Genomic DNA, 21,440 nt, shown 5'->3' on the forward strand with positions numbered 1-21,440 from the left:
CGCTGCTGGACCACGTCGAACAGGCAGCGGAGCGGTTTCAGCGGATCCGCGCGTCCGGGTCGGAGTTCGAGGGCGAGCTGCCGTTCGCGGCCCAGGCGGTCGCACCGCTCCTCAGACGCCGACTTAAAGGCGATCCCGCCCGCGACGACGAAGTCGGCGCCAAAAAACACAGCTGGTGAGCTAGTCACCCAACTCACCCCAGCGTAGCCACGAACCGACTAACAGCCTCCATAGGAAACCTCTGCAAATACTTCCCCCCAGGCGCAGCAGAAGCCAACCGATACAACGGCCTCTCCGCCACCGCGTCCCCCCGAGCCTCAGCCCGCAACTCCGCGACCAACAACTCCGAAAACACCAACCCATTAGCCTCAGTATTGTTCAACAACGCATCAGCCAACCGCCGCAACTGAAGCGCCCCCAACTCGCGCCCCCCAGTCCCGGAAAAAACGGCCAAATCAAGCTTCACAGCCCGCCGCCGCTGCCCAGCATTCACCAGCAACGCAACAGTCCGACTCCCCCGGACATCACTGATCACCACGTCCAACCGAGGCGCCTCAAGCAAATCCACCCGCCGCACCCCCCAGGTCCGGACAACGAGCGAAGTCCCCTCCAGCCAAACCCGCCGCCGAGCCGCATACAACACCACGTAAACCAACGGCAACGCCACCACAGCCGCCACGATCAGCCCGGCAACCTGCCCGCCGATCAACCCCGCGATCCCGCCGAACGCAGCAGCGAGCACCACCACGCCGAAAATCCCGGACCAAGCCCGCCGCCGCCGCAGCTTCGGCTCGTCAGCGAACAGCGGCAACCGCTCCACCGGCTTCTCAGTCACCGCGCACCTCCCGGCACGAACGGATTCCCGGCGCGCTCGCGCCCGATAGTCGTGGCCGGCCCATGCCCAGGCAACACGACGGTCTCATCAGCGAGCGTAAGCAATGTGCGCAACGAACTCTCCAGATCGGCACCGGACCCGCCGGTACGCCCGACCGACCCGGCGAAAAGCGTGTCCCCCGTGAACACCAGCCTGCCACCCTCACCCGTCTCGACCGCGAACGCCACGGACCCCGGCGTGTGCCCAGGCAACGGAATGACCCCCACAGCCAGCCCGGCCGCCTCAAGGTTCCCGGTGAGCGGTTCAAACGCCCCGTCGTACCACTCAGCGTCCCCCGGATGCATCCACAACGGCACCCCGTGCACCCGCGACACCTCAGCAGCAGCACCCACATGATCCGGATGCCCATGCGTAGCCAGCAACGCGACCGGCACCAGCCCGTGCTCCGCCAACGCCTCGGCCAGCGGTTCGGCAGCCCCCTCGCCCGGGTCGACGACGACGCACGGACCCCCGGCGGCGGGGGCCAGCAGATAGCAATTGGAGCGCAGCGGCCCCGCGGCGAACCCGGCGACGAGCACCGAACCCTCCTCCCAGGAAGCGGCCTTGATCACGACCCGGTGAAGACTAGCCGCCCCTGTACGGAGTCCTCACAGGCTGTGCCCATACACTGCCGCTACCTCAGACGTGTGACTTCGAGCGGAAACTGGAGGGCGGGTGGCGACCAACCAGCAGCGCCGAGAAGCCGCTAAGCGCAAACTCGAGCGGCAGCTCGTGCGCCGGGCGGAACAGGCGAAGCGACGCAAGATCGTGGGCGCTGGAGTGGTCGGCGGTGTGGTCCTCATCGTCGCCGGTCTGGTGGTGTGGATCGTGAACAGCGGGGGCAGCGGCGACCAGCAGGCCGCCACGCCGCCGCCGTCGAGCTCCGCGCCGCCGGTCCCGAGCGTCACGAACATCCCCACTGAGCGCACCGCGCTCCCCAAGCGCCCGAAGGCGCTGCCGAACCCGACGACGTGCTCGTACCCGGCCGACGCGAGCGGCAAGCCGCCGTCGTCGAAGAAGCCGACCGTGCCGGACGGCAAGAACGTCTCGTCGAGCGGGACCGTGAACATCACGATGAAGTCCACCCAGGGCGACATCCCGATGACGCTGGACCGGGCGCTCGCGCCGTGCACCGTGCAGGCGTTCGAGAGCCTCGCGAAGCAGGGCTTCTTCACCGACACGATCTGCCACCGCCTCGGCGTCACCGACCTGCAGATGCTGCAGTGCGGCGACCCGGACGCGAAGGGCGACGTGCTGAAGGACGGCCGCGGCGGCCCGGGCTTCACCGTGCCGGACGAGTTCATCGACACCGCGAAGTACGGCCGCGGCGTCCTCGCGATGGCCAACACCGGCCAGCCGAACAGCGGCGGCAGCCAGTTCTTCATGGTCTACGGCAACGCGCCGCTGCAGCCGCAGTACACGATCTTCGGCAGCATCTCCGACGAGGGCCTGAAGGTGCTCGACAAGATCGCCAAGAACGGCATCGGCGCGATCGGCCAGGACGGTTCGACCGGCGAGCCCAAGCAGCCGGTGAAGTTCACCGCGGTCACGGTTTCCTGAGTTGACGATGCGAATCGAGATCGGCGGCGCCACTCCCAGCGCCGCCGATCTCGCCGCTGCGGCGACCAGCTACGGCCACTTCACCGCGATGCAGGTTCGCGACGGGCGCGTGCGCGGCCTCCGCTACCACCTCGACCGGCTCGCGGCGAGCACCCGTGAGCTGTTCGGCAGCGAACTGGACACCGACCTGGTCCGCACCTACGTCCGGCGGCTCGTCGCCGGCCAGGGCGCGTTGTCGGTGCGAGTGATCATTTTCTCGCGCTCGTCGCCGCACGACGCCGCGATGACGCCCGAGATCCTCGTGCGCACCGCCCCGCCCCGCTCCCACGTCGCCACGCCGATGCGGCTGCGATCCGTTGCCTACCAACGGGATCTGCCGCACGTGAAGCACCTCGGCGGCTTCGGCCTCACGCAGCATTCCCGCGCCGCAGCTCTCGCCGGGTACGACGACGCTGTGTTCCTCGCCGCCGACGGCCGGATCAGCGAGGCGACGATCTGGAACGTCGGCTTCCTGCGCGACGGGACGATCGTGTGGCCGGAAGCGCCCGTGCTGCCGGGAATCACGTACCTGGTGCTCGAAGAACAGCTCCGCGCGGCCGGAGTGCCGCAGGAGACACGGCCGGTGTACCCGGCGGAGCTTCCGGAGTTCGACGCGATGTTCGTGACCAACTCCGCCACCATCGGCCGCCCCGTCGCCTCCGTGGACGACATGCCGCTGCGCACCTCCCCCATCGCGACGGAACTGCTGACGACGGCTTACGAAGCCGCGCCCTGGGACGAGATCTAGCAGCGCTCAGGGCCTCCGATGCTCCATCCAGACATTCGGCTCGACATACACGGCAGAATCCTGCGCCAAAGACACCAGCACCGGACTCAGCGCGCCTTCGACAACCACCGGCCCGTCGGTGTCGAACGGCAGCCCGGTCCATTCCCGCCACTGCGCGAGCGGTCCGGGGATCGTCATCGACACTGGGCAGATCTTCACGATCCGTCCACCGGCGCGCACGTGGACCCGCAGCCAAGCGTCGTAGGGCAGGCCGTCGTCGCGCACCCGGAAGGCGTACTCGCTCATCGGAGTCTCGGGTTCGTCCGCCTTCTGCGACGGCCGCACCGGCGCGTAGAGCACGTCATGCCCGAGCCGGAAAGCGTTGTCCCGCAGGGCATTCACCAGCACCGAAGCAAGCCCGGTCCCCTGCCGTTCCTTCCGGACGACGATTTCCAGCGCGGTCGCCGCGTTGCGTTCGCGGCCAGCGAGCCGGTCGCTGTGCTGCCACCGGATCACCTCGTCCCACCCGCCGTCAGGCAGTTCTTCGCGGCCGGGGCCGCCGAAGGCGAACGGCGTCGAGTAGGCCTTGGCGACCGGCTCGTCTCCGTCGGTCGCGAGCAGCACGTAGTCGGCGACGGTGTCGAGTTCGCCGTAGTACAGGTGCCCGGTCGGGTTGTGCTGCATGAAAACCGGCCACGACCGGTCGAAATCGGCGTGGTCGACCGTCCGGAAAAGCTCCGGGTCCTGGCTGCGGTGGTGAATTGTCAGAGCCACAGGCCCAGTCTCACCGGGCCGTCAATTGCTTTACCGTGCCGGTCAGCGGTAGGTGAACTTCGGCGCGCGCCGGTTCAGGAACGCGTCCACGCCCTCCGCGTAGTCCTCCCCGTGCAGCGCGGCGAGCCGGATCTCCTCGACCTCGTCGTCGGTCTTCTCCTGGCCCGCCACGATTTTCTCGATGATCCGGTTCATCCCGCGGATCGACGCTTGCGAACGCCCGCACAGCGTCTCGGTGAACCGCGCTGTCGCGGATTCCAGGTCCGCGGCCGGGAACACGTCGTTGACCAGCCCGATCTCGCGGGCCCGGGTCGCGTCGACGAGTTCGCCGGACAGCAGGAAGTACTTGGCGTTCGCCGGGCCGACCAGCGATACCAGCTGCCGCGTCGAGGCGAAGTGGTAGACGATGCCGAGTTTGGCCGGGGTGATGCCGAAGCGCGCGTCGTCCGCGGCGAAGCGGAAGTCGCAGGCGACCGAGATCTGGCAACCGCCGCCGATGCAGTTGCCCTGGACCATCGCGACCGTCGGCTTGCGCATCGCGGTCAGCGCCGCCACCGCGCTGTCCACGGCCTCGTCGTACTTCGCGGCGGCGTCCGCGGTCGAACGCAGCTCGCGGAACTCGCCGATGTCCGCGCCCGCGGAGAAATGCCGTCCGGCCCCGGTCAGCACGAGCACCTTCAGCTCGGGATCGGCCTCGACCTCGGCCGCCACGCCCGGGATCGCCGCCCACATGCCGTGGGTGATCGCGTTCATCTTCTCCGGGCGGGAGAACGTCAGCCGGGCCACGGCGCCTTCGCGGGTGAACTCGAGTCCGTCCGTCATGCCAGCACCCTAATGCGCCCCTGCGACAATCCCGCTGTGGGACAGATCACCGGCCTAACCGGACAGCCGCGCCGTCAGCTCGCCCCGGCTGCGCACGCCGACCTTGCCGAACACCGACTTCAGGTGGTCCTGCACGGTGTTCGCAGAGATCCCCAGCCGCGCCGCGATGTCCGAAGTGGACAGTCCGGACAGGACTTCCCGGCACACGTCGCGTTCGCGCGCGGTCAGCCGGTAGGCCGCGAGCAGCACGTCCAGCAGCTCCCCGCCGGAGGCTCGGCGGATCGTCACGACGATGTCGCGCGCGTCGTCGCCGGTGACCAATCTGCTGGCCTGCAACACAATCCAGCCGCCGCGTGCGTCGCGAACCCTGGCGCGGAACGTGCCGCTCGCCGCGGTCTGAGCGCCGACCGCGACCGCGCGCAGCAGCATCGCGAACCGGCCGTCGGCGATCGCGTCCAATTCGGACTCCCACGCGCCGACGCCTTCGGTCGCCCCGCGCCGGCGGCCGTCCGGTCCGACCACGACAATCGCCGGTTCCGCCGCCGAAGCCGCGCCTCGCGCCAGCGCCGCCACTCGCGTGGCGGCGGCCAGCGTCGGCCCGATCGAGGTCAGGAACTCGACCTCGCGGTCGCTGAACTCGCCCCGTCGCACCAGCCCGGCGGCGGCCCAGCAGACGCCGTCCGCGCGAAACCCGACGCGCAGCTCGCTCTCCAGCCCGAGCGGCCGCCACACCCGCGCCCACCGGCCGCTGCGCTCGCGTTCCCGGCGCGGCAGACCGGAAAGCCGCGCCACCGGGACCGGCCGCCGGGCGAGCTGCGCGAAAGCATGCGGCTCCGCGCCGTCGTACTCATACGTCGCCAGCAGCGGCTCGTACTCCCCCGGGATGCGCGCGCGGCCGCTGGTCATCGAACTGATCACGGCGGTGTCCGGATCCAGCGACGCCCAGCAGGTCAACTCCGTCGGCACGACCCGGTCGACCAGTTCGATGGCCGCCGCGTGCAGCTCGGCGACACCGCAGCCGGCCGTGGCGAGAGCCGCCAGCTCCCGCCGCACGCCCCGCGCCCGGCTTTCCCACACCCGAGGAAGTATGCGCGCGCCCTTCCCCAGCCGGTATCCCTGATTTCCGGGATGGTCGCGCCGCCTCGGCGTTTCTACCTTCGGTGGCATGACCATTCACCTCAGCACCTCGGGCGAAGGCCCTGAACTGGACACGAAAGACGCCATCGTGACGGTGAAAGCGTCCGCCGCGGACACCGGCGGCTACGAATTGTTCGAGGTCGACGCCTCGCGCGGCCCCGCCGTCCCGCCGCACGCCGACCCGTGGGCGAAAGGCTTCTACGTCCTGTGCGGCCGCATCACCGTCCGCCTCGACGGCGAACTCCACGAACTCGGCCCCGGTTCCTTCGTGCACATCCCGGCGGGCGTCCCCAACACGTTCACCGTGCGCACGCCGCACGCGAAGTTCCTCGTGCTGACCCCGGACGACGCGATGGGCGAGTTCTTCCGCGAGATCGACCGCACCGTCCCGGCCAACGCCCTGTGGCCGGCCGCCGTGCCGCTGCTCGGCGACATCGCGGCCCGGCACGGGGTCACGTTCGGGGAGCCAGTGGCGTGAACATCGTGGCGCAGGTTCTCGCCGGGATCGCCGTTCTGGTGCACCTGGCGGCCTTCGCGTGGGAAGTGCTGCTGTTCGAACGGCCGGGCGTGCACGCGGGCATCTTCCGGATCCCCGCCGAGAATCTGCCCGCCACGCGGCTCTGGTCGTTCAACGTCGGCTGGTACAACCTGTTCCTCGCCGGCGGACCGGTGACCGGCCTGGTGCTGCTGCACACCGGCGAGGCCGCGGCCGGACGCGTGCTCGTGCTCTACAGCTGCGCGTTCATGACGCTCGCCGGGATCGCGCTGGGCGTGTCCGACCTGCTCGCACTGAGCCGACCGCGCGGCGCGGGACGTGCCGGGGCGCTCGCCCAAGCACTCCCGCCGCTGGCCGCGCTGGTCGCGACGGCGTTCTGAACTACGAAGCCGAGGTCACCCGGTACACGTCGTACACGCCCTCGACGCCGCGAACGACCTTGAGCACGTGCCCGAGGTGTTTCGGGTCGCCCATCTCGAACGAGAACCGGCTCACCGCCACCCGGTCCCGCGACGTCGTCACCGAGGCCGACAGGATGTTCACCTTCTCGTCGGCCAGCACCTTCGTGACGTCCGACAGCAGCCGGTGCCGGTCGAGCGCCTCGACCTGGATCGCCACCAGGAACACCGAGGAGGACGACGGCGCCCACTCGACCTCGACCAGCCGCTCCGGCTGGGTCCGCAGGTCGTCGGCGTTCGTGCAGTCCGTCCGGTGCACGCTCACGCCGCCGCCGCGCGTCACGAAGCCGAGGATCTCGTCGCCTGGCACCGGCGTGCAGCAGCGCGCCAGCTTCGCCCAGACGTCGCTCGCGCCCTTCACGATGACGCCGACGTCGTTCGAGCCGCGGCGGCGCGTGACCGTGGACGGCGTGGCCCGTTCGGCCAGCTCCTCCTCGGCCTCCTCGACCCCGCCGATGAGCGCGACCAGCCGCTGCACCACGTGCTTCGCGCTGGTGTGGCCCTCGCCGACCGCCGCGTACAGCGACGAAATGTCGCCATGCCGCAGCTCGGTCGCTACCGAGCCCATCGACTCCGCCGAGACGAGCCGCTGGATCGGCAGCCCGACCTTGCGGATCTCCTTGGTGATCGCTTCCTTGCCCGCGTCGATCGCCTCGTCGCGGCGCTCCTTCGCGAACCACTGCCGGATCTTCGCGCGCGCCTTCGGCGAACCGGCGAACTGCAGCCAGTCGCGGCTCGGCCCGGCGCTTTCCGCCTTGGACGTGAAGATCTCGACGACCTCGCCGTTCTCGAGCTTCCGCTCGAGCGCGACCAGCCGCCCGTTCACGCGCGCGCCGATACAGCGGTGGCCGACCTCGGTGTGCACCGCGTACGCGAAGTCCACCGGCGTCGAATCCGCGGGCAGCGTGATCACGTCGCCCTTCGGCGTGAACACGAAGATCTCGCGCGCGGCCAGTTCGTAGCGCAGCGATTCGAGGAAGTCGCCCGGGTCCGCGGCCTCGCGCTGCCAGTCGAGCAGCTGCCGCATCCACGCGATCTCGTCCAGCTCCATGCCGTTGTTGCTGGCGTGCGTGCCCTTGGTTTCCTTGTACCGCCAGTGCGCGGCGATGCCGTACTCGGCGGTGCGGTGCATGTCGTAGGTGCGGATCTGCACCTCGAGCGGTTTGCCGTCCGGCCCGATCACGGTGGTGTGCAGCGACTGGTACACGCCGAACCGCGGCTGCGCGATGTAGTCCTTGAACCGCCCGGGCACCGGCTGCCACAGCGCGTGGACGACGCCCATCGCGGCGTAGCAGTCGCGCACGTCCTCGACCAGGATCCGCACGCCGACCAGGTCGTGGATGTCGTCCAGGTCCCGGCCGCGGACGATCATCTTCTGGTGGATCGAGTAGTAGTGCTTCGGCCGCCCCTCGACCTTCGCGGTGATCCGCGACGACACCAGGTTGTTCGTCAGGTCCGCGATCACCTTGCGCAGGTAGGTGTCGCGCGAGGGCGCGCGGTCGGCGACCAGCCGGACGATCTCGTCGTACTTCTTCGGCTGCAGGATCGCGAACGCGAGGTCTTCCAGCTCCCACTTCACCGTGGCCATGCCGAGCCGGTGCGCCAGCGGGGCGAGCACCTCGAGCGTCTCGCGCGCCTTGCGGGCCTGCTTCTCCGGCGGCAGGAAGCGCATCGTGCGCATGTTGTGCAGCCGGTCGGCGAGCTTGATGACCAGGACGCGCGGGTCCTTCGCCATCGCGATCACCATTTTGCGGATGGTCTCCGCCTCGGCCGAGGTGCCGAGCTTGACCTTGTCCAGCTTTGTTACGCCGTCGACTAGTTCGCCGACCTTGTCGCCGAAATCGGCCTTGAGTTGTTCCAGGGAGTAGCCGGTGTCTTCCACCGTGTCGTGCAGCAGGGCTGCTACGAGGGTGGTGGTGTCCATGCCCAGTTCGGCGAGGATGGTGGCGACCGCGAGGGGGTGGGTGATGTACGGGTCGCCGGATTTGCGGCGTTGTTCTCGGTGGAGTTCTTCGGCTACGTCGTAGGCGCGTTGGAGTTGGCCCAGGTCGGAGTTCGGGTGCAGTTCGCGGTGGATGACCGCCAGGGGTTCGAGGACCTGTTTGACCGGGGCGGCGCGTTGGGCGGTGATCCGGCGGGCCAGGCGGGCGCGGACGCGGCGGGTCGCGGACGGGTTGGGTGCGGCTCCGTTCGGCCGCCCGGGGTCTGCGGCGGTGGCGCCGGTTTTGGCACCGGTTTTGGCGGGGGTGCCGCCTTTGGAGGGGGTGGCACCGCCCTTGGCGGGGACGTTGGCGTCGAGCTCTTGGCTCACCCGCACCTCCAGCTGCTTCGTGCGGCCTCGAACCTTCAGGGTAACCGGTTGGTCTTTTGGTCGAGTTGGTGACGTGCCGTTGCGCTCTGTTGCTGTCGGCTCGTCGCCTGGCGGCGACCTTGCCGCTTTGGTTGCGTGGGGCACCCCGAAGCTTGATTGTGATGACGGTCTGTGGGTGCTTGTCAAGGCTGGAAAGATGCCTTGACAAGCACCCACAGACCGCATTTTGGCTTCGTATCGGGGTGCGGGGGTGGTGTGGGTGCAACGCCGGTTGGGTGCATCGGCTGTGGTTGTGTGGTGGGCTTGGGCTAGCGCCCCAATGTGGCGTTGGGTGCGTCTGACGCGCCGAATGCCACATCGGGTGCGTGCGACGCACCCAATGCCACGTTGGGGCACGTCCTCGCGGCAGCGAGCGGCAGGGCGGGGCGGTCCGTGAAGGGCTCCTTGAGGGAGGCTAAGTCCGTGAAGGGGCCTCTTACGGCGTGCGAAAAGTCGTGAGGGGAACCCTGAGGGAATCTGATTCCCTCAGGGTTCCCCTCACGTACAGCCTGCGCGGAGTGTCAGACGGTGCGGAGTGTGTGTACCGCGCGGCCGCCCAGGGCGGAGCGGCCCTGCAGGGCGGCCAGCTCCAGCACGACCGATACGCCGGTGACTGTCGCGCCCGCGTCTTCCAGGAGTTTCGCTGTCGCTGCCACGGTGCCGCCGGTGGCCAGGACGTCGTCCATGATCGCGATGCGCTGGCCTGGCTTCACTACGTTTGCGGGCAGTTCGACGCTCGCGGTGCCGTATTCCAGGGAGTAGTCGACCCGGCCTGCGACCGACGGGAGTTTGCCTGGTTTTCGGACCAGGACCACGCCCATGCCGCGGGAGTAGCCGACCGCGGCGGCCAGGAGGAAGCCGCGGGCCTCGACGCCGGCCACCAGATCGGCGGCCGGGTCGAGGGTGTGCGCCAAGCCGTCGGCGACCGCGGCGAAGCCTGGGCCGTCGGCGAACAGCGGGCTGAGATCGCGGAACAGGACGCCTGGTTCCGGGAAGTCCGGGACTTCGGCGATCAGGTCCAGTGCCTCGTCGAGCTTCATGGGCTCAGCGCTTCTTCTTCCCCGACGGACGCTGCTTCGGGTGCCGCGCGGGGACGCCGGCCGCTGCGGCCATTGCCTTTTCCTTGCGGAGTTCGGCGGCCAGCTGCTCTTCGTCGCCTGTGTCGAAGTCGTCGTCCGCTGCCTCGCGCTTCGCGGCCTTCGCCCGGCGGGCCGCCACCCGGTCGGCCTGCTGGCGATATTGCGGGTCGCGCATCTTGAAGTCGACCAGCAGCGGCGTCGCCAGTGCGACCGACGACAGGACGCCGACCAAGGTACCGGTCAGCTGCACCAGCGCCAGGTCCTGCAGCGTGCCCGAGCCGAGCAGGATGTAGCCGACGATGAGCAGGCCCAGGATCGGCAGCAGGGCGATGAACGCCGTGTTGAACGATCGCATCAGGGTCTGGTTCAGCGCCAGGTTCGCGGCTTCGGCGTACGTGCGCCGCGACAGGCCGAGCAGGCCCCGGGTGTTTTCCCGGACCTTGTCGAACACCACCACGGTGTCGTACAGCGAGAAGCCGAGAATCGTCAGCAGACCGATCACGGTCGCGGGCGTGACCTCGAAGCCCACGAGCGAGTACACGCCCGCGGTGACCACGATGTCGTGCAGCAGAGAGATGAGCGCCGCGAACGCCATCCTGGTGTCGAAGTAGATCGCCAGGAAGATCACGACCGCGACCAGGAACACGGCGAGCGCGATCAGGGCCTGGCGCGAGATCTCGTTGCCCCACGACGCGCTCACCGCGCTGTCGCTGATCGCCTGCTCGCTCGACTTGCCGTTGGTGCCGATCGGGCCCAGATCCTCGAAGATCTGCTTCTTGACCTTCGCCACCTGGTCGGCGGTGAGGGTCTCGGAGCGGGTCTGGATGGTCGCCGCGTTGCCGGTGCCGACGGTCTGGGTCTCCGCCGGGGCCTCGCCCAGCGCGGTGTTGAACGACTTGATCACCTGGTCCTGGGTGATCTGGCCGTGCGAACCGTGCGCGGGCAGCTGGATCTGCGTGCCGCCTTCGAACTCGATGCCCACGTTGAAGCCGCGGAAGATCATCGAGCCGATGCACACCAGGAGAAGCAGCGCGAAGAAGATGTACCAGCGCTTGCGCGAGCCGACGATGTCGACCGCGCCGGTGCCGACGTGGAGCCGGTGGAAGAAGCTTTCCTTCTTGCCCGCCTTGGCGGCGGCGGTGGCCCCGCTGTCCGGGCCGTCCGGGTTTTCCGAGGTGACGCCTGCGGTTTCGTCGCTCACGTCAGGCCTCCTTCACGTTCGCGCGGCGGCCGGGAGCGGGGCGCGTGGACTTGCGCTGCGCGCCGAGCTTCTGGACGGCGCCGAGGCCGAGATTCCGGGGGTTGGACAGGAACTTCGACTTCGAGGTCGACACCATCGCCACGAGCGGATGCGTGACCAGGTAGACGACCACCAGGTCGAGCACCGTCGACATGCCGAGGGTGAACGCGAAGCCCTGCACGTCGCCGACGGCGATGATGTACAGGATCGCGGCGGCGAGGAAGCTGACCGCGTCCGAGGCCAGGATCGTGCGCCGCGCCCGGGCCCAGCCGCGCGGCACCGCGGACCGGAAGGTCCGGCCCTCCCGGATCTCGTCTTTCAGCCGTTCGAAGTAAATGACGAACGAGTCCGCCGTGATGCCGATCGCGATGATCAGGCCGGCGACGCCCGCGAGGTCGAGCGTGTACCCGATCCACCGCCCGAGCAGCACCAGCACCGCGTACACGAGCAGGCCGGACAGCACCAGCGACCAGATCGTGAGGATGCCGAGCAGCCGGTAGTAGAACAGGCAGTAGACGAACACGACGGCGAGGCCGATCGCGCCGGCGATCAGGCCGGCCTGCAGCGAGGCGTAGCCCAGCGTCGCGGACACCGTGGTGGCGTCGGACGAGTCGAACGACAGCGGGAGCGAACCGTACTTGAGGATGTCCGCCAGGTTCTTCGCGTCGGTCTGGGTGAACTTGCCGGTGATCTGCGTGTTGCCGCCGAGGATGGCGTTCTGCACGGTCGGCGCGGAGACCACGTCCGTGTCGAGCACGAACGCCGCCTGCTTGCCGATGTTGGCCGACGTGAAGTCGCCCCAGGTCTTGCCGCCCGCGCTCTTGAAGCTCAGGTCGACGATCCACTGGCCGCGCTGCTGGTCGTAGCCGGAGTTCGCATTGGAGATCTCGGTGCCGGGGATGATCTCCGGGCCGAGCACGTACTTGGTGGCGTCCTTGTCGCCGCAGGTGACCAGCGGCTGGTTCGGCAGGTCGTTGCCCTCCAGCGGGTCCGCGGCGTTGGGCGCGCAGGTGAGGGCGGCGAGCGCCTTCTGCTGTGCGGCCTGCGCGGCGGCGGCCTCCTGCTGGTTCTTCGGGTCCTTCGGCATCAGCGCGGGAGCCTGGCGCACCGCGCGGGCCTGCTCGATCGGGTTCTTGCCCGCGTCCTGGCCGCCTGCTCCCGAGGCCGGGGCCGACGGGGTCGTGCTCGGCGGCTGCTGCGCCGGGGCGCCTTCCGCTCCCCCGCCGCCGGCCGGCTTGCTCGGCGCGGTCGCCGGGGCGCTCGGGGCGCCGGAGGCGGGAGCCGAGGGCGGCGCGGCCGGGGTGTTCGGGACCGAGGTGATCACCTCGCGGATCCCGAGCTTGGCGGTCCGGCCCAGGTTCTTCGCCTCGTCGCCCTGCTCGCCCGGCACGGTGATCACGATGTTGTTGCCGTCGAGCACCACCTCGGTGCCGCCGACGCCGATCCCGTTCACGCGGGTCTCGATGATCTGGCGCGCCTGGTTCAGCGAATCGCGGGTGGGCTGGCCGCCGTCGGGCGTGCGCGCGGTGAGCGTGACCCGGGTGCCGCCCTGGAGGTCGATGCCGAGTTTCGGCGTCGCTTTGCCGCTGCCGGTGAAGAACACCAAGGCGTACAGCACGACCACGATCAGGGCGAAGAAGGCGAGATAGCGTCCCGGGCGGAGATGCCCGGCCGATGGTGCCACTGTGCTTCGGTCTCCTCGAACTGGCACGGACTGGATGGACCCCAAGTGCTTCGGGTGCGCGAGCCGGAAGGGGGTCCTCCGGACGCGGCTGGGCGTGAACTATGACGGCGGACACGCACGCAGCACCGAGACAGTACTCGGTGCTGCGTGAGCCCGGCGTTCGCCCGTACCGACTTTCGTAGGCTGTGGGCGGATCACTGCCCGGTGAAGCGCGGAGGCTACTTCTTCCCGTGCTCCAGCGGGGGCGCCACCTGCGCACCGGAGGTCTTGCTCTCCTCGGCGGAGATCGACTCCTGGGCCGGGGCCTCCGAAGACGTCGACGACTCGATGCCCGCGACCTCGGTCTCGGCCGAGTCCTCGTTCTCCTCGGCCTCGGTGACGGGCTCGACCTTCTCGCGCACCGCGAGCCGCAGCCAGGTGGTGACGACGCCCGGCGCGATCTCGATGTCGATCGTGGTGTCGCTGCTGGTGTCGGCGACCGTGCCGTACATGCCCGACGTGGTCATCACGCGGTCGCCGGGGGCGATGCTGTTCTGCATCTCCTGCTGAGCCGCCTGCTGCTTCTTCTGCTTGCGGGTGCCCATGACGAGCGGCACGGCCACCACGAGCAGCAGCAGCAACGGCAGCAGTAACTGGTTCATGACTCTCCTCGACGGACGCCTTTCTCGGCTGCCCGCGTCCGGTTTCGACGGATGTGCTGTGTTCGAGTGTGCCAGGTACCGGCGGAAACGCCACCACCCGGGCCGCTGTCCGCCCTTGTCAGGCCTGGTCGAACAGCGTCGGACCACCCTGGTCTGGCCGTCCGGCGTCGGCGGGCGGAACCAGTCCGAGGTGCAGCCACGCGGCCGCGGTCGCGACCCGGCCGCGCGGAGTGCGGGCGAGCATACCGGCCCGGACCAGGTAGGGCTCGCACACCTCCTCGACCGTAGTGGCCTCCTCGCCGACGGCGACCGCGAGCGTCGAAATGCCCACCGGTCCCCCGCCGAACGAACGGGTCAAAGCGCCGAGGACGGCCCGGTCCAGCCGGTCCAGGCCCAGCTCGTCGACGTCGTAGACCTTCAGCGCGGCCTGCGCGACCTCCAGGGTCACCTTGCCGTCGGCGCGCACCTCGGCGTAGTCGCGGACCCGGCGCAGCAGCCGGTTGGCGATCCGGGGCGTGCCGCGCGAACGGCCGGCGATTTCGGCGCAGCCGTCGCTGTCGATCTCGATGCCGAGGATCTTCGCGGCACGGCGGACGACCAGCTCCAGCTCGGCCGCCGAGTAGAACTCCATCTGGCCGGTGAAGCCGAACCGGTCGCGCAGCGGGCCGGTCAGCGATCCGGACCGGGTGGTGGCCCCGACCAGCGTGAACGGCGCGATTTCCAGCGGGATGCTGGTCGCGCCGGGCCCCTTGCCGACGACGACGTCGACCCGGAAGTCCTCCATCGCGAGGTACAGCATTTCCTCGGCGGGCCGGGCGATGCGGTGGATCTCGTCGATGAACAGGACGTCGCCGGGCGCGAGGTTGGACAGCATCGCGGCCAGGTCGCCCGCGCGTTCCAGCGCCGGCCCGGAGGTGATCCGGATGGCCGCGCCCAGTTCGGCGGCGACGATCATCGCCATGCTCGTCTTGCCGAGGCCGGGCGGGCCGGACAGCAGCACGTGGTCCGGCGGCACGTCGCGCCGCCGGGCGCTCTCCAGCACCAGTTCCAGCTGCTCGCGGACGCGTTCCTGGCCGACGAACTCGTCCAGTTTGCGCGGCCGGAGCGAGGTCTCCAGGTCGCGTTCGCCGGTCTGCGCGAGCGCGGACAGGGTTTCGTCGTCCGCCTCGTATCCGCCGGTGTCGAACTCGGTCACTTCGTGGTTCATCGGCGGCTACCGCTTGCGGCCCAGCGCGGCCAGCGCCGCGCGCAGCACCGAGGACGTGGTGTGCCCGTCGCCCTCGGAGAGCACGCGGTCCACCGCCTGCTCGGCTTGTTTGGCCGGGAAACCCAGTCCGGCCAGCGCTTCCACCACCTCGCCGCGCAGCGCGCCGGGCGCGGTGACGACCGGGGCGTCGGCGGCGCCGCCGAGCGCGGTGACCTTGTCCCGCAGTTCGAGGCTGAGCCGCTCGGCCCCCTTGCGGCCGATGCCGGGCACCTGCGTGAGCACAGTGATGTTGCCTTCGACGAGCGCCGCGCGCAGCTTGTCCGGCTCCAGCACGGCCAGCGTCGCCAGTGCGAGCCGCGGCCCGATCCCGGACACTGTCTGAAGCAGGCCGAACAGCTCGCGCGCGTCCTCCTCGGCGAACCCGAAGAGGGTCAGCGAATCCTCGCGCACGACCAGCGCGGTGTGCAGCCGCGTCTGCTCGCCGCGGCGCAGCGTGGCCAGCGTCGCCGGGGTGGCCTGCACGGCGAGGCCGACGCCGCCGACCTCGACCACCACGTGGTCGAGCCCGACGGACAGCACTTCGCCGCGTACCGAGGAGATCATCGTCGTGCTCCTGTTTCGTTCTGCTTCGTGGTGGTTCCGGCCGCTTTGGCCGCGGCCGCCAGCCGGGCCTTGTGCGCGCGGACCAGTTCGGCCGCGCGGGCCTCGGCCTCGGCGAGCCGGACCCGCATCGGCTCGCGCCAGAGGTGGCAGATGGCGAGCGCGAGCGCGTCGGCCGCGTCCGCCGGATGCGGTTTGACCTCGAGCCCGAGCAGCCGCATCACCATAGTGGTGACCTGCGCTTTGTCCGCGCGCCCGGACCCGGTGACGGCGGCCTTGACCTCGCTGGGCGTGTGAAAAACGACCGGCAGCCCGCGCCGCGCCGCCGACAGCGCGACGACCCCGCCCGCCTGCGCGGTGCCCATCGCGGTGCGGACGTTGTGCTGCGCGAACACCCGCTCGACGGCAACGGCTTCGGGCCGGTACTTGTCGAGCCAGCGCTCCACCTCGTCGGCGACGCCGAGCAACCGCTGCGCGAGATCCTGGTCGGCGGGCGTGCGCACGACCCCGACCGCGACCGGGCGCACCGACCGGCCCTTGCCGCCGTCGACCACGCCGAGGCCGCACCTGGTCAGACCGGGGTCGACCCCGAGCACCCGCACCGTTTCTCCTTCGCCCGCGCGAACATCCGTTCGAGATGCAGGCTAACGGTCGCCGAGCGCGGCCCGGCGGACGGACACGCGAAAACGGCGGCCGAGGTGGACGCCTGATCGCCCCCGCGAGCACGATGGAGGCATGCCGGGACCGGAGGACTACGTCGCGCACCTGGGTCTGGAGCCGCTTCCGGTGGAGGGCGGCCGGTTCGCGCAGAGCTGGCGCGCGGACGAGGGTTCGGCGATTTATTACCTGCTCACCGCGCCCGAAATCTCCGCGCCGCACCGTCTCGACCGCGTCGAGGTGTTCGTGCACCACGCTGGCTCGCCTGCCCGGATGCTCTTGCTGCATCCCGGCGGCGAGGTGACGCGTCCGGTGCTGGGCAGCGATGTCGCCGCCGGAGAACGTCCGCAGGTGGTCGTGCCTGCCGGGACCTGGCAGGCGACGGTGCCGCTGGGCGCCTGGAGCCTGCTCGGCACCGTGGTGATGCCGCCTTATACCGACGACTGCGTGGAGTTCGCGGACCCGGCGACGCTGGCCGCGCGATTTCCCGACGCCGCCGACGACCTGGCCGCGCTGGGCTAGCCGCTGTGCCGGAGACTCGGTCTTCAGGTACGTGAGGGGAACCCTGAGGGAATCAGAGTCAATGAGGGTGGCCCTCACGTACCGCGAAACCGGGCCGCGGCGAGCCGGGTCAGGGACCGTCGACGCCGGGAGTCCAGCTCTCCGGGTCCCCGCTCTCGGTGAGCACCGGCTGCCATTCGGCGAAGCCCTCGGGCGCGTCGGCGTGCCACGGGAAGTAGCCCTCCGGCGTCGCGACGATCATCTGCAGCGCCGGGAAGTCGCCGTCCGGGTAGACGAGGAACGCGGACCCGAAGTACTCCGGGTAGTGGCCTTTCGCGACGCGTTCGAAGATCACCGGCGCGCCGTCGAAGAAATCGTCGTAGCGTTTGCCGACCTCGAAGATCTCGCCGTTGGCGGACCGGTCGACGTATGCGTCGAGCAGCACCGGGGCCATGTGGTCGGGCAGTCCGATCACGACGGCCTCGGGCACGTTGTGCAACGCCCACGCGCACGCGGTGAAGCAGTAGCCCGCGCCCTGCTCGTCGGCGGGCACGGCGATGACCGCGTTCCCTCGTTCCCTCGCCTGGGTTTCGATCCAGGCGATGAGGCTCTGCTCTTGCTCGGTGAGGGCGGAGGTCGTCACGGCGGACATTCTGCCCCACCCGCGCGCCCGAGCCCAGTCCCCGCGCCGGTCATTTTCCCGCCGTCCCAAGGATTTTCGCGGTTTCCCTTGCGCGCCAACGGAAATTTATCCGAAAACGGCCGCGCCCCCGGAGTGCCGGGGGCGCGGCCGTGTCGCGGGCGATTGGATCAGTCCACCGCGGCCATGACCTCATCGGACACGTCGAAGTTGGCGTACACGTTCTGCACGTCGTCGCAGTCCTCGAGCGCGTCGATCAGCTTGAAGACCTTCTTCGCGCCGTCGACGTCGAGCGGGACGCTCACCGACGGCAGGAAGGTCAGCTCGGCCGATTCGTACTCGAACCCGGCCTCCTGCAGCGCCTTGCGCACCGGCACCAGGTCGCCGCCCTCGGAGACGATCTCGAAGCTCTCGTCGAGGTCGTTGACCTCCTCGGCGCCCGCGTCGAGGACCGCCATGAGGACGTCGTCCTCGGTCGCGTCCGCCTTGGGCATGATCACGACGCCCTTGCGGTTGAACATGTAGGCGACCGAGCCCGGGTCGGCGAGCGAGCCGTTGTTGCGCGTGAGCGCGGTCCGGACCTCCATCGCGGCGCGGTTCTTGTTGTCGGTGAGGCACTCGATCAGCACCGCCACGCCGTTCGGGCCGTAGCCCTCGTACGTGATGTTCTGCCAGTCGGCGCCGCCCGCTTCCTCGCCGGCGCCGCGCTTGCGCGCGCGCTCGATGTTGTCCTGCGGGACGGAGTTCTTCTTCGCCTTCTGGATCGCGTCGTACAGCGTCGGGTTGCCGTCCGGGTCCCCTCCCCCGGTCCCGGTGCGGGCGGCGACCTCGATGTTCTTGATCAGCCGCGCGAAGAGCTTGCCCCGCTTGGCGTCGAGGTTCGCCTTCTTGTGCTTCGTCGTGGCCCACTTGGAGTGGCCGCTCATCTTTCCTCCATCTGTTCCCGCGGCCGCGTGCCTCCCGGCGCGGCCGCCGCAATCCTTTGCTCAGGCTTTCCGCACGAGCTCGACGAACAGCCGGTGCACGCGCTCGTCCCGGGTGATCTCCGGGTGGAACGCCGTGGCCACCACCGCCCCCTGCCGGACGGCGACGATCCTATCCGCCCTCGGCCCGTCCGGCGGGTCCTCCGGGTCGGGCACGGTGGCCAGCACCTCGACGCCGTCTCCCGCCTTCTCGACCCACGGGGCCCGGATGAACACCGCGTGCAGCGGCCCGCCGGGAACGCCGGCGAACGGGAGATCGGCCTCGAAGGAGTCGACCTGCCTGCCGAACGCGTTGCGCCGCACGACCACGTCGAGGCCGCCGAGCTGCTGCTGGTCCGGGCGCCCGTCGAGCACCTGGCGGGCCAGCAGGATCATCCCGGCGCACGAGCCGAAGGCGGGCAGGCCGCCCGCGATCGCCTCGCGCAGCGGTTCGAGCAGCTCGAAGGTCTCGAGCAGCCGCGACATCGTGGTGGACTCCCCGCCGGGCAGCACCAGGCCGTCTATCTCGGACAGCTCAGTGGGGCGGCGCACCGGAACCGCGCGGGCGCCCGCGCTTTCCAGCATCGCGACGTGCTCGCGCACGGCGCCTTGCAAGGCGAGCACGCCGACCGCCGGCCGTGCTCCCGTAGCTGTCGCCACCCGACCTCCCGTGAGACGTTCGCACCAGCTTAGGGGGACCGTCCGGAACGCAACCGGGCAGGTCAGGCGGGCAGCACCAGGGCCGCCGCCCACTCGCGGAGCGCGCCGTCGGCCGGTACTGAGCCGATGTGAAGTGGACTGCTGAAATCTGTCGCCAGTGGCCACCTCGAAGGTGGTCTCCACCGGCACCGGTCCATTCTGCCGTTCCCGGCCTGGACCTGTCTCCCATGGTAGGCCGATCCGGAAGGCCCAGGTCAACGCATCCTGCCGGAAACGTGACCGAGCCCAAGTGGATCTTCCGCCGAGGGAAGTGGCCTTCCGAGATACCCGTGCAATGGCCTGCCTCAGCGGTCCACCGGCGACCTACGCTGGAGGAGAAGAAAGCTTCCGCTCCCCCCGAGAAAGGCCCGAAGGTGTCACAGCAGCAGAACGCCGAACCCCAGACCGTCACCGGCACCGCGAAGGTGAAGCGCGGCATGGCGGAGATGCTCAAGGGCGGCGTGATCATGGACGTCGTGACCGCCGACCAGGCCAAGATCGCCGAGGACGCGGGCGCGGTCGCCGTCATGGCGCTGGAGCGCGTCCCCGCGGACATCCGCGCGCAGGGCGGCGTCGCCCGGATGAGCGACCCGGACCTGATCGACGGCATCATCGAGGCGGTGTCGATCCCGGTGATGGCGAAGGCCCGGATCGGCCACTTCGTCGAGGCACAGGTGCTGCAGTCGCTCGGCGTCGACTACATCGACGAGTCCGAGGTGCTCACCCCCGCCGACTACGCGAACCACATCGACAAGTGGGCGTTCACCGTGCCGTTCGTGTGCGGCGCGACCAACCTGGGCGAGGCGCTGCGCCGCATCACCGAGGGCGCGGCGATGATCCGCTCGAAGGGCGAGGCCGGCACCGGCGACGTCTCCAACGCGACCACGCACATGCGCAAGATCCGCGGCGAGATCCGCCGCCTGCAGAACCTGCCGGAGGACGAGCTGTTCGTCGCGGCCAAGGAGCTGCAGGCGCCGTACGAGCTGGTTCGCGAAGTGGCCGAGGCGGGCAAGCTGCCGGTGGTGCTGTTCACCGCGGGCGGCATCGCGACCCCGGCCGACGCGGCGATGATGATGCAACTGGGCGCGGAGGGCGTGTTCGTCGGCTCGGGCATCTTCAAGTCCGGCAACCCGGCGCAGCGCGCCGAGGCGATCGTGAAGGCTACGACGTTCTACGACGACCCTGATGTGCTGGCGAAGGTGTCGCGCGGGTTGGGCGAGGCGATGGTGGGGATCAACGTCGAGGACGTGCCGGAGCCGCACCGGCTCGCTGAGCGCGGCTGGTGATCGTTCTGCTCTGATTCAGCTTTCAAGGCGAACGGCGAGGGCACTGTGCCCTCGCCGTTCGTTCATTGCGAAAGAGCGCGCTCGACTCGATCCCGCAGATCCGTGTCCGCGATCTCCGAGCTTGCCATCCGGCCGAGCAGCTCCGAGACGAATTCGCGGTCGAAATTCGGCAGTCGCGCCATCTCGACGGCCCAGGGAACGGCCAGCCGCATCCAGTAGGGACGTCCGGAGTTCCAGGCCGACTCGACGGTAAGCTCGATCAGCATCTCCGGGGTGGACACGCCTCCCCCGTCGAGAGATTCCCACGCGCGGGAAAACTCGCCGAGGCAGGCGGACAGGTCACGCTCCAGGAAGGGCCACATCGGCACGAACCCGGATGCTTCAAGGGTCGCCCGGCCCTCCAGTTCAACGCCTGCGCCGATCAGGCCGCCGGGCATGATGCCGATCCATGCCCCGTCTCCGCGGTACACCGCTGGAGTCCACCCGGTCACGGGAACGATTTTACCCTCGCACGCGGCTGGTCGAGCCGTCCGCCATCAACCCCGAGCGCTCAGTCGCTGTGCCGCCCCCGGGCATAGCTGTACGACTCCAGCACCACCCGCCACACGATCTCTGTCTCTTCCCGGTCCCGAGGCCCATACACGAGCTGCGTGTTCTGGATCGGGTGCGGCACGCCCCACCCCGCCTCGGTGACCAGTTTCTTCGCGATCGGCGGGAGCGTCATGTGCAGGCTCCCGTCCTGTTGCGGGTGCAGGTGGGCGAATTCGCGGCTGTGCTTGATGAACGCGTCATCGGGACCGGTGCCGAACTCCGGGGCCAGGTGGATCGCCCTTGCTTCCGGGTAGGGCACGTGCGTCGGCGCGAGGTAGACGCCTGCCAGGGAGCGCATCCGTTGCCACAGTTCTTCCTGCAGCGTCGTCGGGGCGATCTGGTTGAGCTGGCCGTGCGGGATCGGGCCGCGGGTGCGCGGGGCCGGGCCGGCGCGGTCGGGGATGTCGAACATGAGT

At 69.7% G+C, this 21,440-nt stretch carries 24 protein-coding genes; 6 read left to right on the plus strand and 18 right to left on the minus strand.

Annotated elements, in window-relative coordinates:
• Window positions 1–193: 193 nt before the first annotated feature.
• Both ACWDNU_RS25620 and ACWDNU_RS25625 read right to left on the minus strand, forming a co-directional pair.
• Window positions 194–835 (minus strand): hypothetical protein, encoded by a 642-nt coding sequence (locus tag ACWDNU_RS25620; RefSeq protein ID WP_449670757.1) that lies wholly within the window; start codon window positions 833–835, stop codon window positions 194–196.
• Complete coding sequence (locus ACWDNU_RS25625) at window positions 832–1,413, minus strand: MBL fold metallo-hydrolase (RefSeq protein WP_449670797.1); 582 nt, start codon at window positions 1,411–1,413, stop codon at window positions 832–834. The genes ACWDNU_RS25620 and ACWDNU_RS25625 overlap by 4 nt, the downstream gene beginning before the upstream one ends.
• Before the next feature lie 136 nt (window positions 1,414–1,549).
• Between ACWDNU_RS25625 and ACWDNU_RS25630 the strand changes: the two genes are divergently transcribed.
• Together ACWDNU_RS25630 and ACWDNU_RS25635 are read left to right on the plus strand one after the other, a co-directional pair.
• Window positions 1,550–2,434, plus strand: a complete 885-nt coding sequence (locus tag ACWDNU_RS25630) for a peptidylprolyl isomerase (RefSeq protein WP_370936519.1) — start codon at window positions 1,550–1,552, stop codon at window positions 2,432–2,434.
• 7 nt (window positions 2,435–2,441) lie between these two features.
• A complete protein-coding gene (locus tag ACWDNU_RS25635; RefSeq protein ID WP_449670798.1) occupies window positions 2,442–3,221 on the plus strand; it encodes an aminotransferase class IV in 780 nt (259 codons plus the stop codon).
• Window positions 3,222–3,227: 6 nt separating this feature from the next.
• Here the strand turns inward: ACWDNU_RS25635 and ACWDNU_RS25640 are convergent, their stop codons facing one another.
• Genes ACWDNU_RS25640 through ACWDNU_RS25650 form a run of 3 tightly spaced genes read right to left on the minus strand, consistent with a single transcriptional unit; the run spans window position 3,228 to window position 5,963 of the window.
• Window positions 3,228–3,974: an N-acetyltransferase gene (locus ACWDNU_RS25640; protein ID WP_449670758.1), complete on the minus strand. Its 747-nt coding sequence runs from the start codon at window positions 3,972–3,974 to the stop codon at window positions 3,228–3,230.
• 42 nt (window positions 3,975–4,016) lie between these two features.
• Window positions 4,017–4,796, minus strand: a complete 780-nt coding sequence (locus tag ACWDNU_RS25645; protein WP_370936517.1) for an enoyl-CoA hydratase/isomerase family protein — start codon at window positions 4,794–4,796, stop codon at window positions 4,017–4,019.
• A gap of 54 nt (window positions 4,797–4,850) precedes the next feature.
• Window positions 4,851–5,963 carry a helix-turn-helix transcriptional regulator gene (locus ACWDNU_RS25650; protein WP_449670759.1) on the minus strand — a complete coding sequence of 371 codons (1,113 nt, stop codon included), beginning with the start codon at window positions 5,961–5,963 and terminating at the stop codon, window positions 4,851–4,853.
• Here ACWDNU_RS25650 and ACWDNU_RS25655 point away from each other — a divergent pair.
• Window positions 5,962–6,411 carry a cupin domain-containing protein gene (locus ACWDNU_RS25655; protein ID WP_449670760.1) on the plus strand — a complete coding sequence of 150 codons (450 nt, stop codon included), beginning with the start codon at window positions 5,962–5,964 and terminating at the stop codon, window positions 6,409–6,411. The genes ACWDNU_RS25650 and ACWDNU_RS25655 overlap by 2 nt on opposite strands.
• The gene (locus ACWDNU_RS25660; protein WP_449670761.1) at window positions 6,408–6,809 is read left to right on the plus strand and encodes a DUF1304 domain-containing protein; all 402 of its coding nucleotides are present in this window, start codon (window positions 6,408–6,410) and stop codon (window positions 6,807–6,809) included. Before ACWDNU_RS25655 ends, ACWDNU_RS25660 begins: the two co-directional genes overlap by 4 nt.
• A 1-nt stretch (window position 6,810) precedes the next feature.
• Here ACWDNU_RS25660 and ACWDNU_RS25665 read toward each other — a convergent pair whose 3' ends face one another.
• From ACWDNU_RS25665 to ruvC, 8 genes are all read right to left on the minus strand, one after another.
• The gene (locus ACWDNU_RS25665; protein WP_449670762.1) at window positions 6,811–9,198 is read right to left on the minus strand and encodes a RelA/SpoT family protein; all 2,388 of its coding nucleotides are present in this window, start codon (window positions 9,196–9,198) and stop codon (window positions 6,811–6,813) included.
• Between the two features lie 560 nt (window positions 9,199–9,758).
• Window positions 9,759–10,277: an adenine phosphoribosyltransferase gene (locus ACWDNU_RS25670; protein ID WP_370936512.1), complete on the minus strand. Its 519-nt coding sequence runs from the start codon at window positions 10,275–10,277 to the stop codon at window positions 9,759–9,761.
• A gap of 4 nt (window positions 10,278–10,281) precedes the next feature.
• The gene (gene secF / locus ACWDNU_RS25675) at window positions 10,282–11,517 is read right to left on the minus strand and encodes a protein translocase subunit SecF (protein WP_449670763.1); all 1,236 of its coding nucleotides are present in this window, start codon (window positions 11,515–11,517) and stop codon (window positions 10,282–10,284) included.
• Between the two features lies 1 nt (window position 11,518).
• Window positions 11,519–13,240: a protein translocase subunit SecD gene (gene secD, locus ACWDNU_RS25680; RefSeq protein ID WP_449670764.1), complete on the minus strand. Its 1,722-nt coding sequence runs from the start codon at window positions 13,238–13,240 to the stop codon at window positions 11,519–11,521.
• A 218-nt stretch (window positions 13,241–13,458) separates the two neighbouring features.
• Window positions 13,459–13,881 (minus strand): preprotein translocase subunit YajC, encoded by a 423-nt coding sequence (gene yajC, locus ACWDNU_RS25685; RefSeq protein ID WP_370936509.1) that lies wholly within the window; start codon window positions 13,879–13,881, stop codon window positions 13,459–13,461.
• Window positions 13,882–13,999: 118 nt separating this feature from the next.
• Window positions 14,000–15,088: a Holliday junction branch migration DNA helicase RuvB gene (gene ruvB, locus ACWDNU_RS25690; protein ID WP_370936508.1), complete on the minus strand. Its 1,089-nt coding sequence runs from the start codon at window positions 15,086–15,088 to the stop codon at window positions 14,000–14,002.
• A 6-nt stretch (window positions 15,089–15,094) separates the two neighbouring features.
• Window positions 15,095–15,691 (minus strand): Holliday junction branch migration protein RuvA, encoded by a 597-nt coding sequence (gene ruvA, locus ACWDNU_RS25695; RefSeq protein WP_344276934.1) that lies wholly within the window; start codon window positions 15,689–15,691, stop codon window positions 15,095–15,097.
• Window positions 15,688–16,290, minus strand: a complete 603-nt coding sequence (gene ruvC, locus ACWDNU_RS25700; protein ID WP_037811289.1) for a crossover junction endodeoxyribonuclease RuvC — start codon at window positions 16,288–16,290, stop codon at window positions 15,688–15,690. Before ruvC ends, ruvA begins: the two co-directional genes overlap by 4 nt.
• A gap of 133 nt (window positions 16,291–16,423) precedes the next feature.
• Here ruvC and ACWDNU_RS25705 point away from each other — a divergent pair, with 133 nt between their 5' ends.
• The gene (locus tag ACWDNU_RS25705) at window positions 16,424–16,867 is read left to right on the plus strand and encodes a cupin domain-containing protein (RefSeq protein WP_449670765.1); all 444 of its coding nucleotides are present in this window, start codon (window positions 16,424–16,426) and stop codon (window positions 16,865–16,867) included.
• A 109-nt stretch (window positions 16,868–16,976) separates the two neighbouring features.
• On the opposite strand, the gene ACWDNU_RS25710 is transcribed toward ACWDNU_RS25705, so the two are convergent.
• From ACWDNU_RS25710 to pdxT, 3 genes are all read right to left on the minus strand, one after another.
• Complete coding sequence (locus tag ACWDNU_RS25710; RefSeq protein WP_370936506.1) at window positions 16,977–17,498, minus strand: DUF4262 domain-containing protein; 522 nt, start codon at window positions 17,496–17,498, stop codon at window positions 16,977–16,979.
• Window positions 17,499–17,656: 158 nt separating this feature from the next.
• Entirely contained in the window at window positions 17,657–18,412 is a 756-nt protein-coding gene (locus tag ACWDNU_RS25715; RefSeq protein ID WP_116204315.1) for a YebC/PmpR family DNA-binding transcriptional regulator, read from the minus strand.
• A gap of 60 nt (window positions 18,413–18,472) precedes the next feature.
• Complete coding sequence (pdxT, locus tag ACWDNU_RS25720) at window positions 18,473–19,108, minus strand: pyridoxal 5'-phosphate synthase glutaminase subunit PdxT (protein WP_449670766.1); 636 nt, start codon at window positions 19,106–19,108, stop codon at window positions 18,473–18,475.
• Window positions 19,109–19,521: 413 nt separating this feature from the next.
• Between pdxT and pdxS the strand changes: the two genes are divergently transcribed.
• The gene (gene pdxS / locus ACWDNU_RS25725; protein ID WP_370936504.1) at window positions 19,522–20,433 is read left to right on the plus strand and encodes a pyridoxal 5'-phosphate synthase lyase subunit PdxS; all 912 of its coding nucleotides are present in this window, start codon (window positions 19,522–19,524) and stop codon (window positions 20,431–20,433) included.
• A 62-nt stretch (window positions 20,434–20,495) separates the two neighbouring features.
• Here pdxS and ACWDNU_RS25730 read toward each other — a convergent pair whose 3' ends face one another.
• Together ACWDNU_RS25730 and ACWDNU_RS25735 are read right to left on the minus strand one after the other, a co-directional pair.
• On the minus strand, window positions 20,496–20,924 hold the full coding sequence (locus ACWDNU_RS25730) for a hypothetical protein (RefSeq protein WP_449670767.1): 429 nt from the start codon (window positions 20,922–20,924) through the stop codon (window positions 20,496–20,498).
• Between the two features lie 59 nt (window positions 20,925–20,983).
• Window positions 20,984–21,436, minus strand: a complete 453-nt coding sequence (locus ACWDNU_RS25735; RefSeq protein WP_449670768.1) for a luciferase domain-containing protein — start codon at window positions 21,434–21,436, stop codon at window positions 20,984–20,986.
• Between the last annotated feature and the right edge of the window lie 4 nt (window positions 21,437–21,440).

The organism is Amycolatopsis sp. NPDC003676, assembly GCF_053587275.1.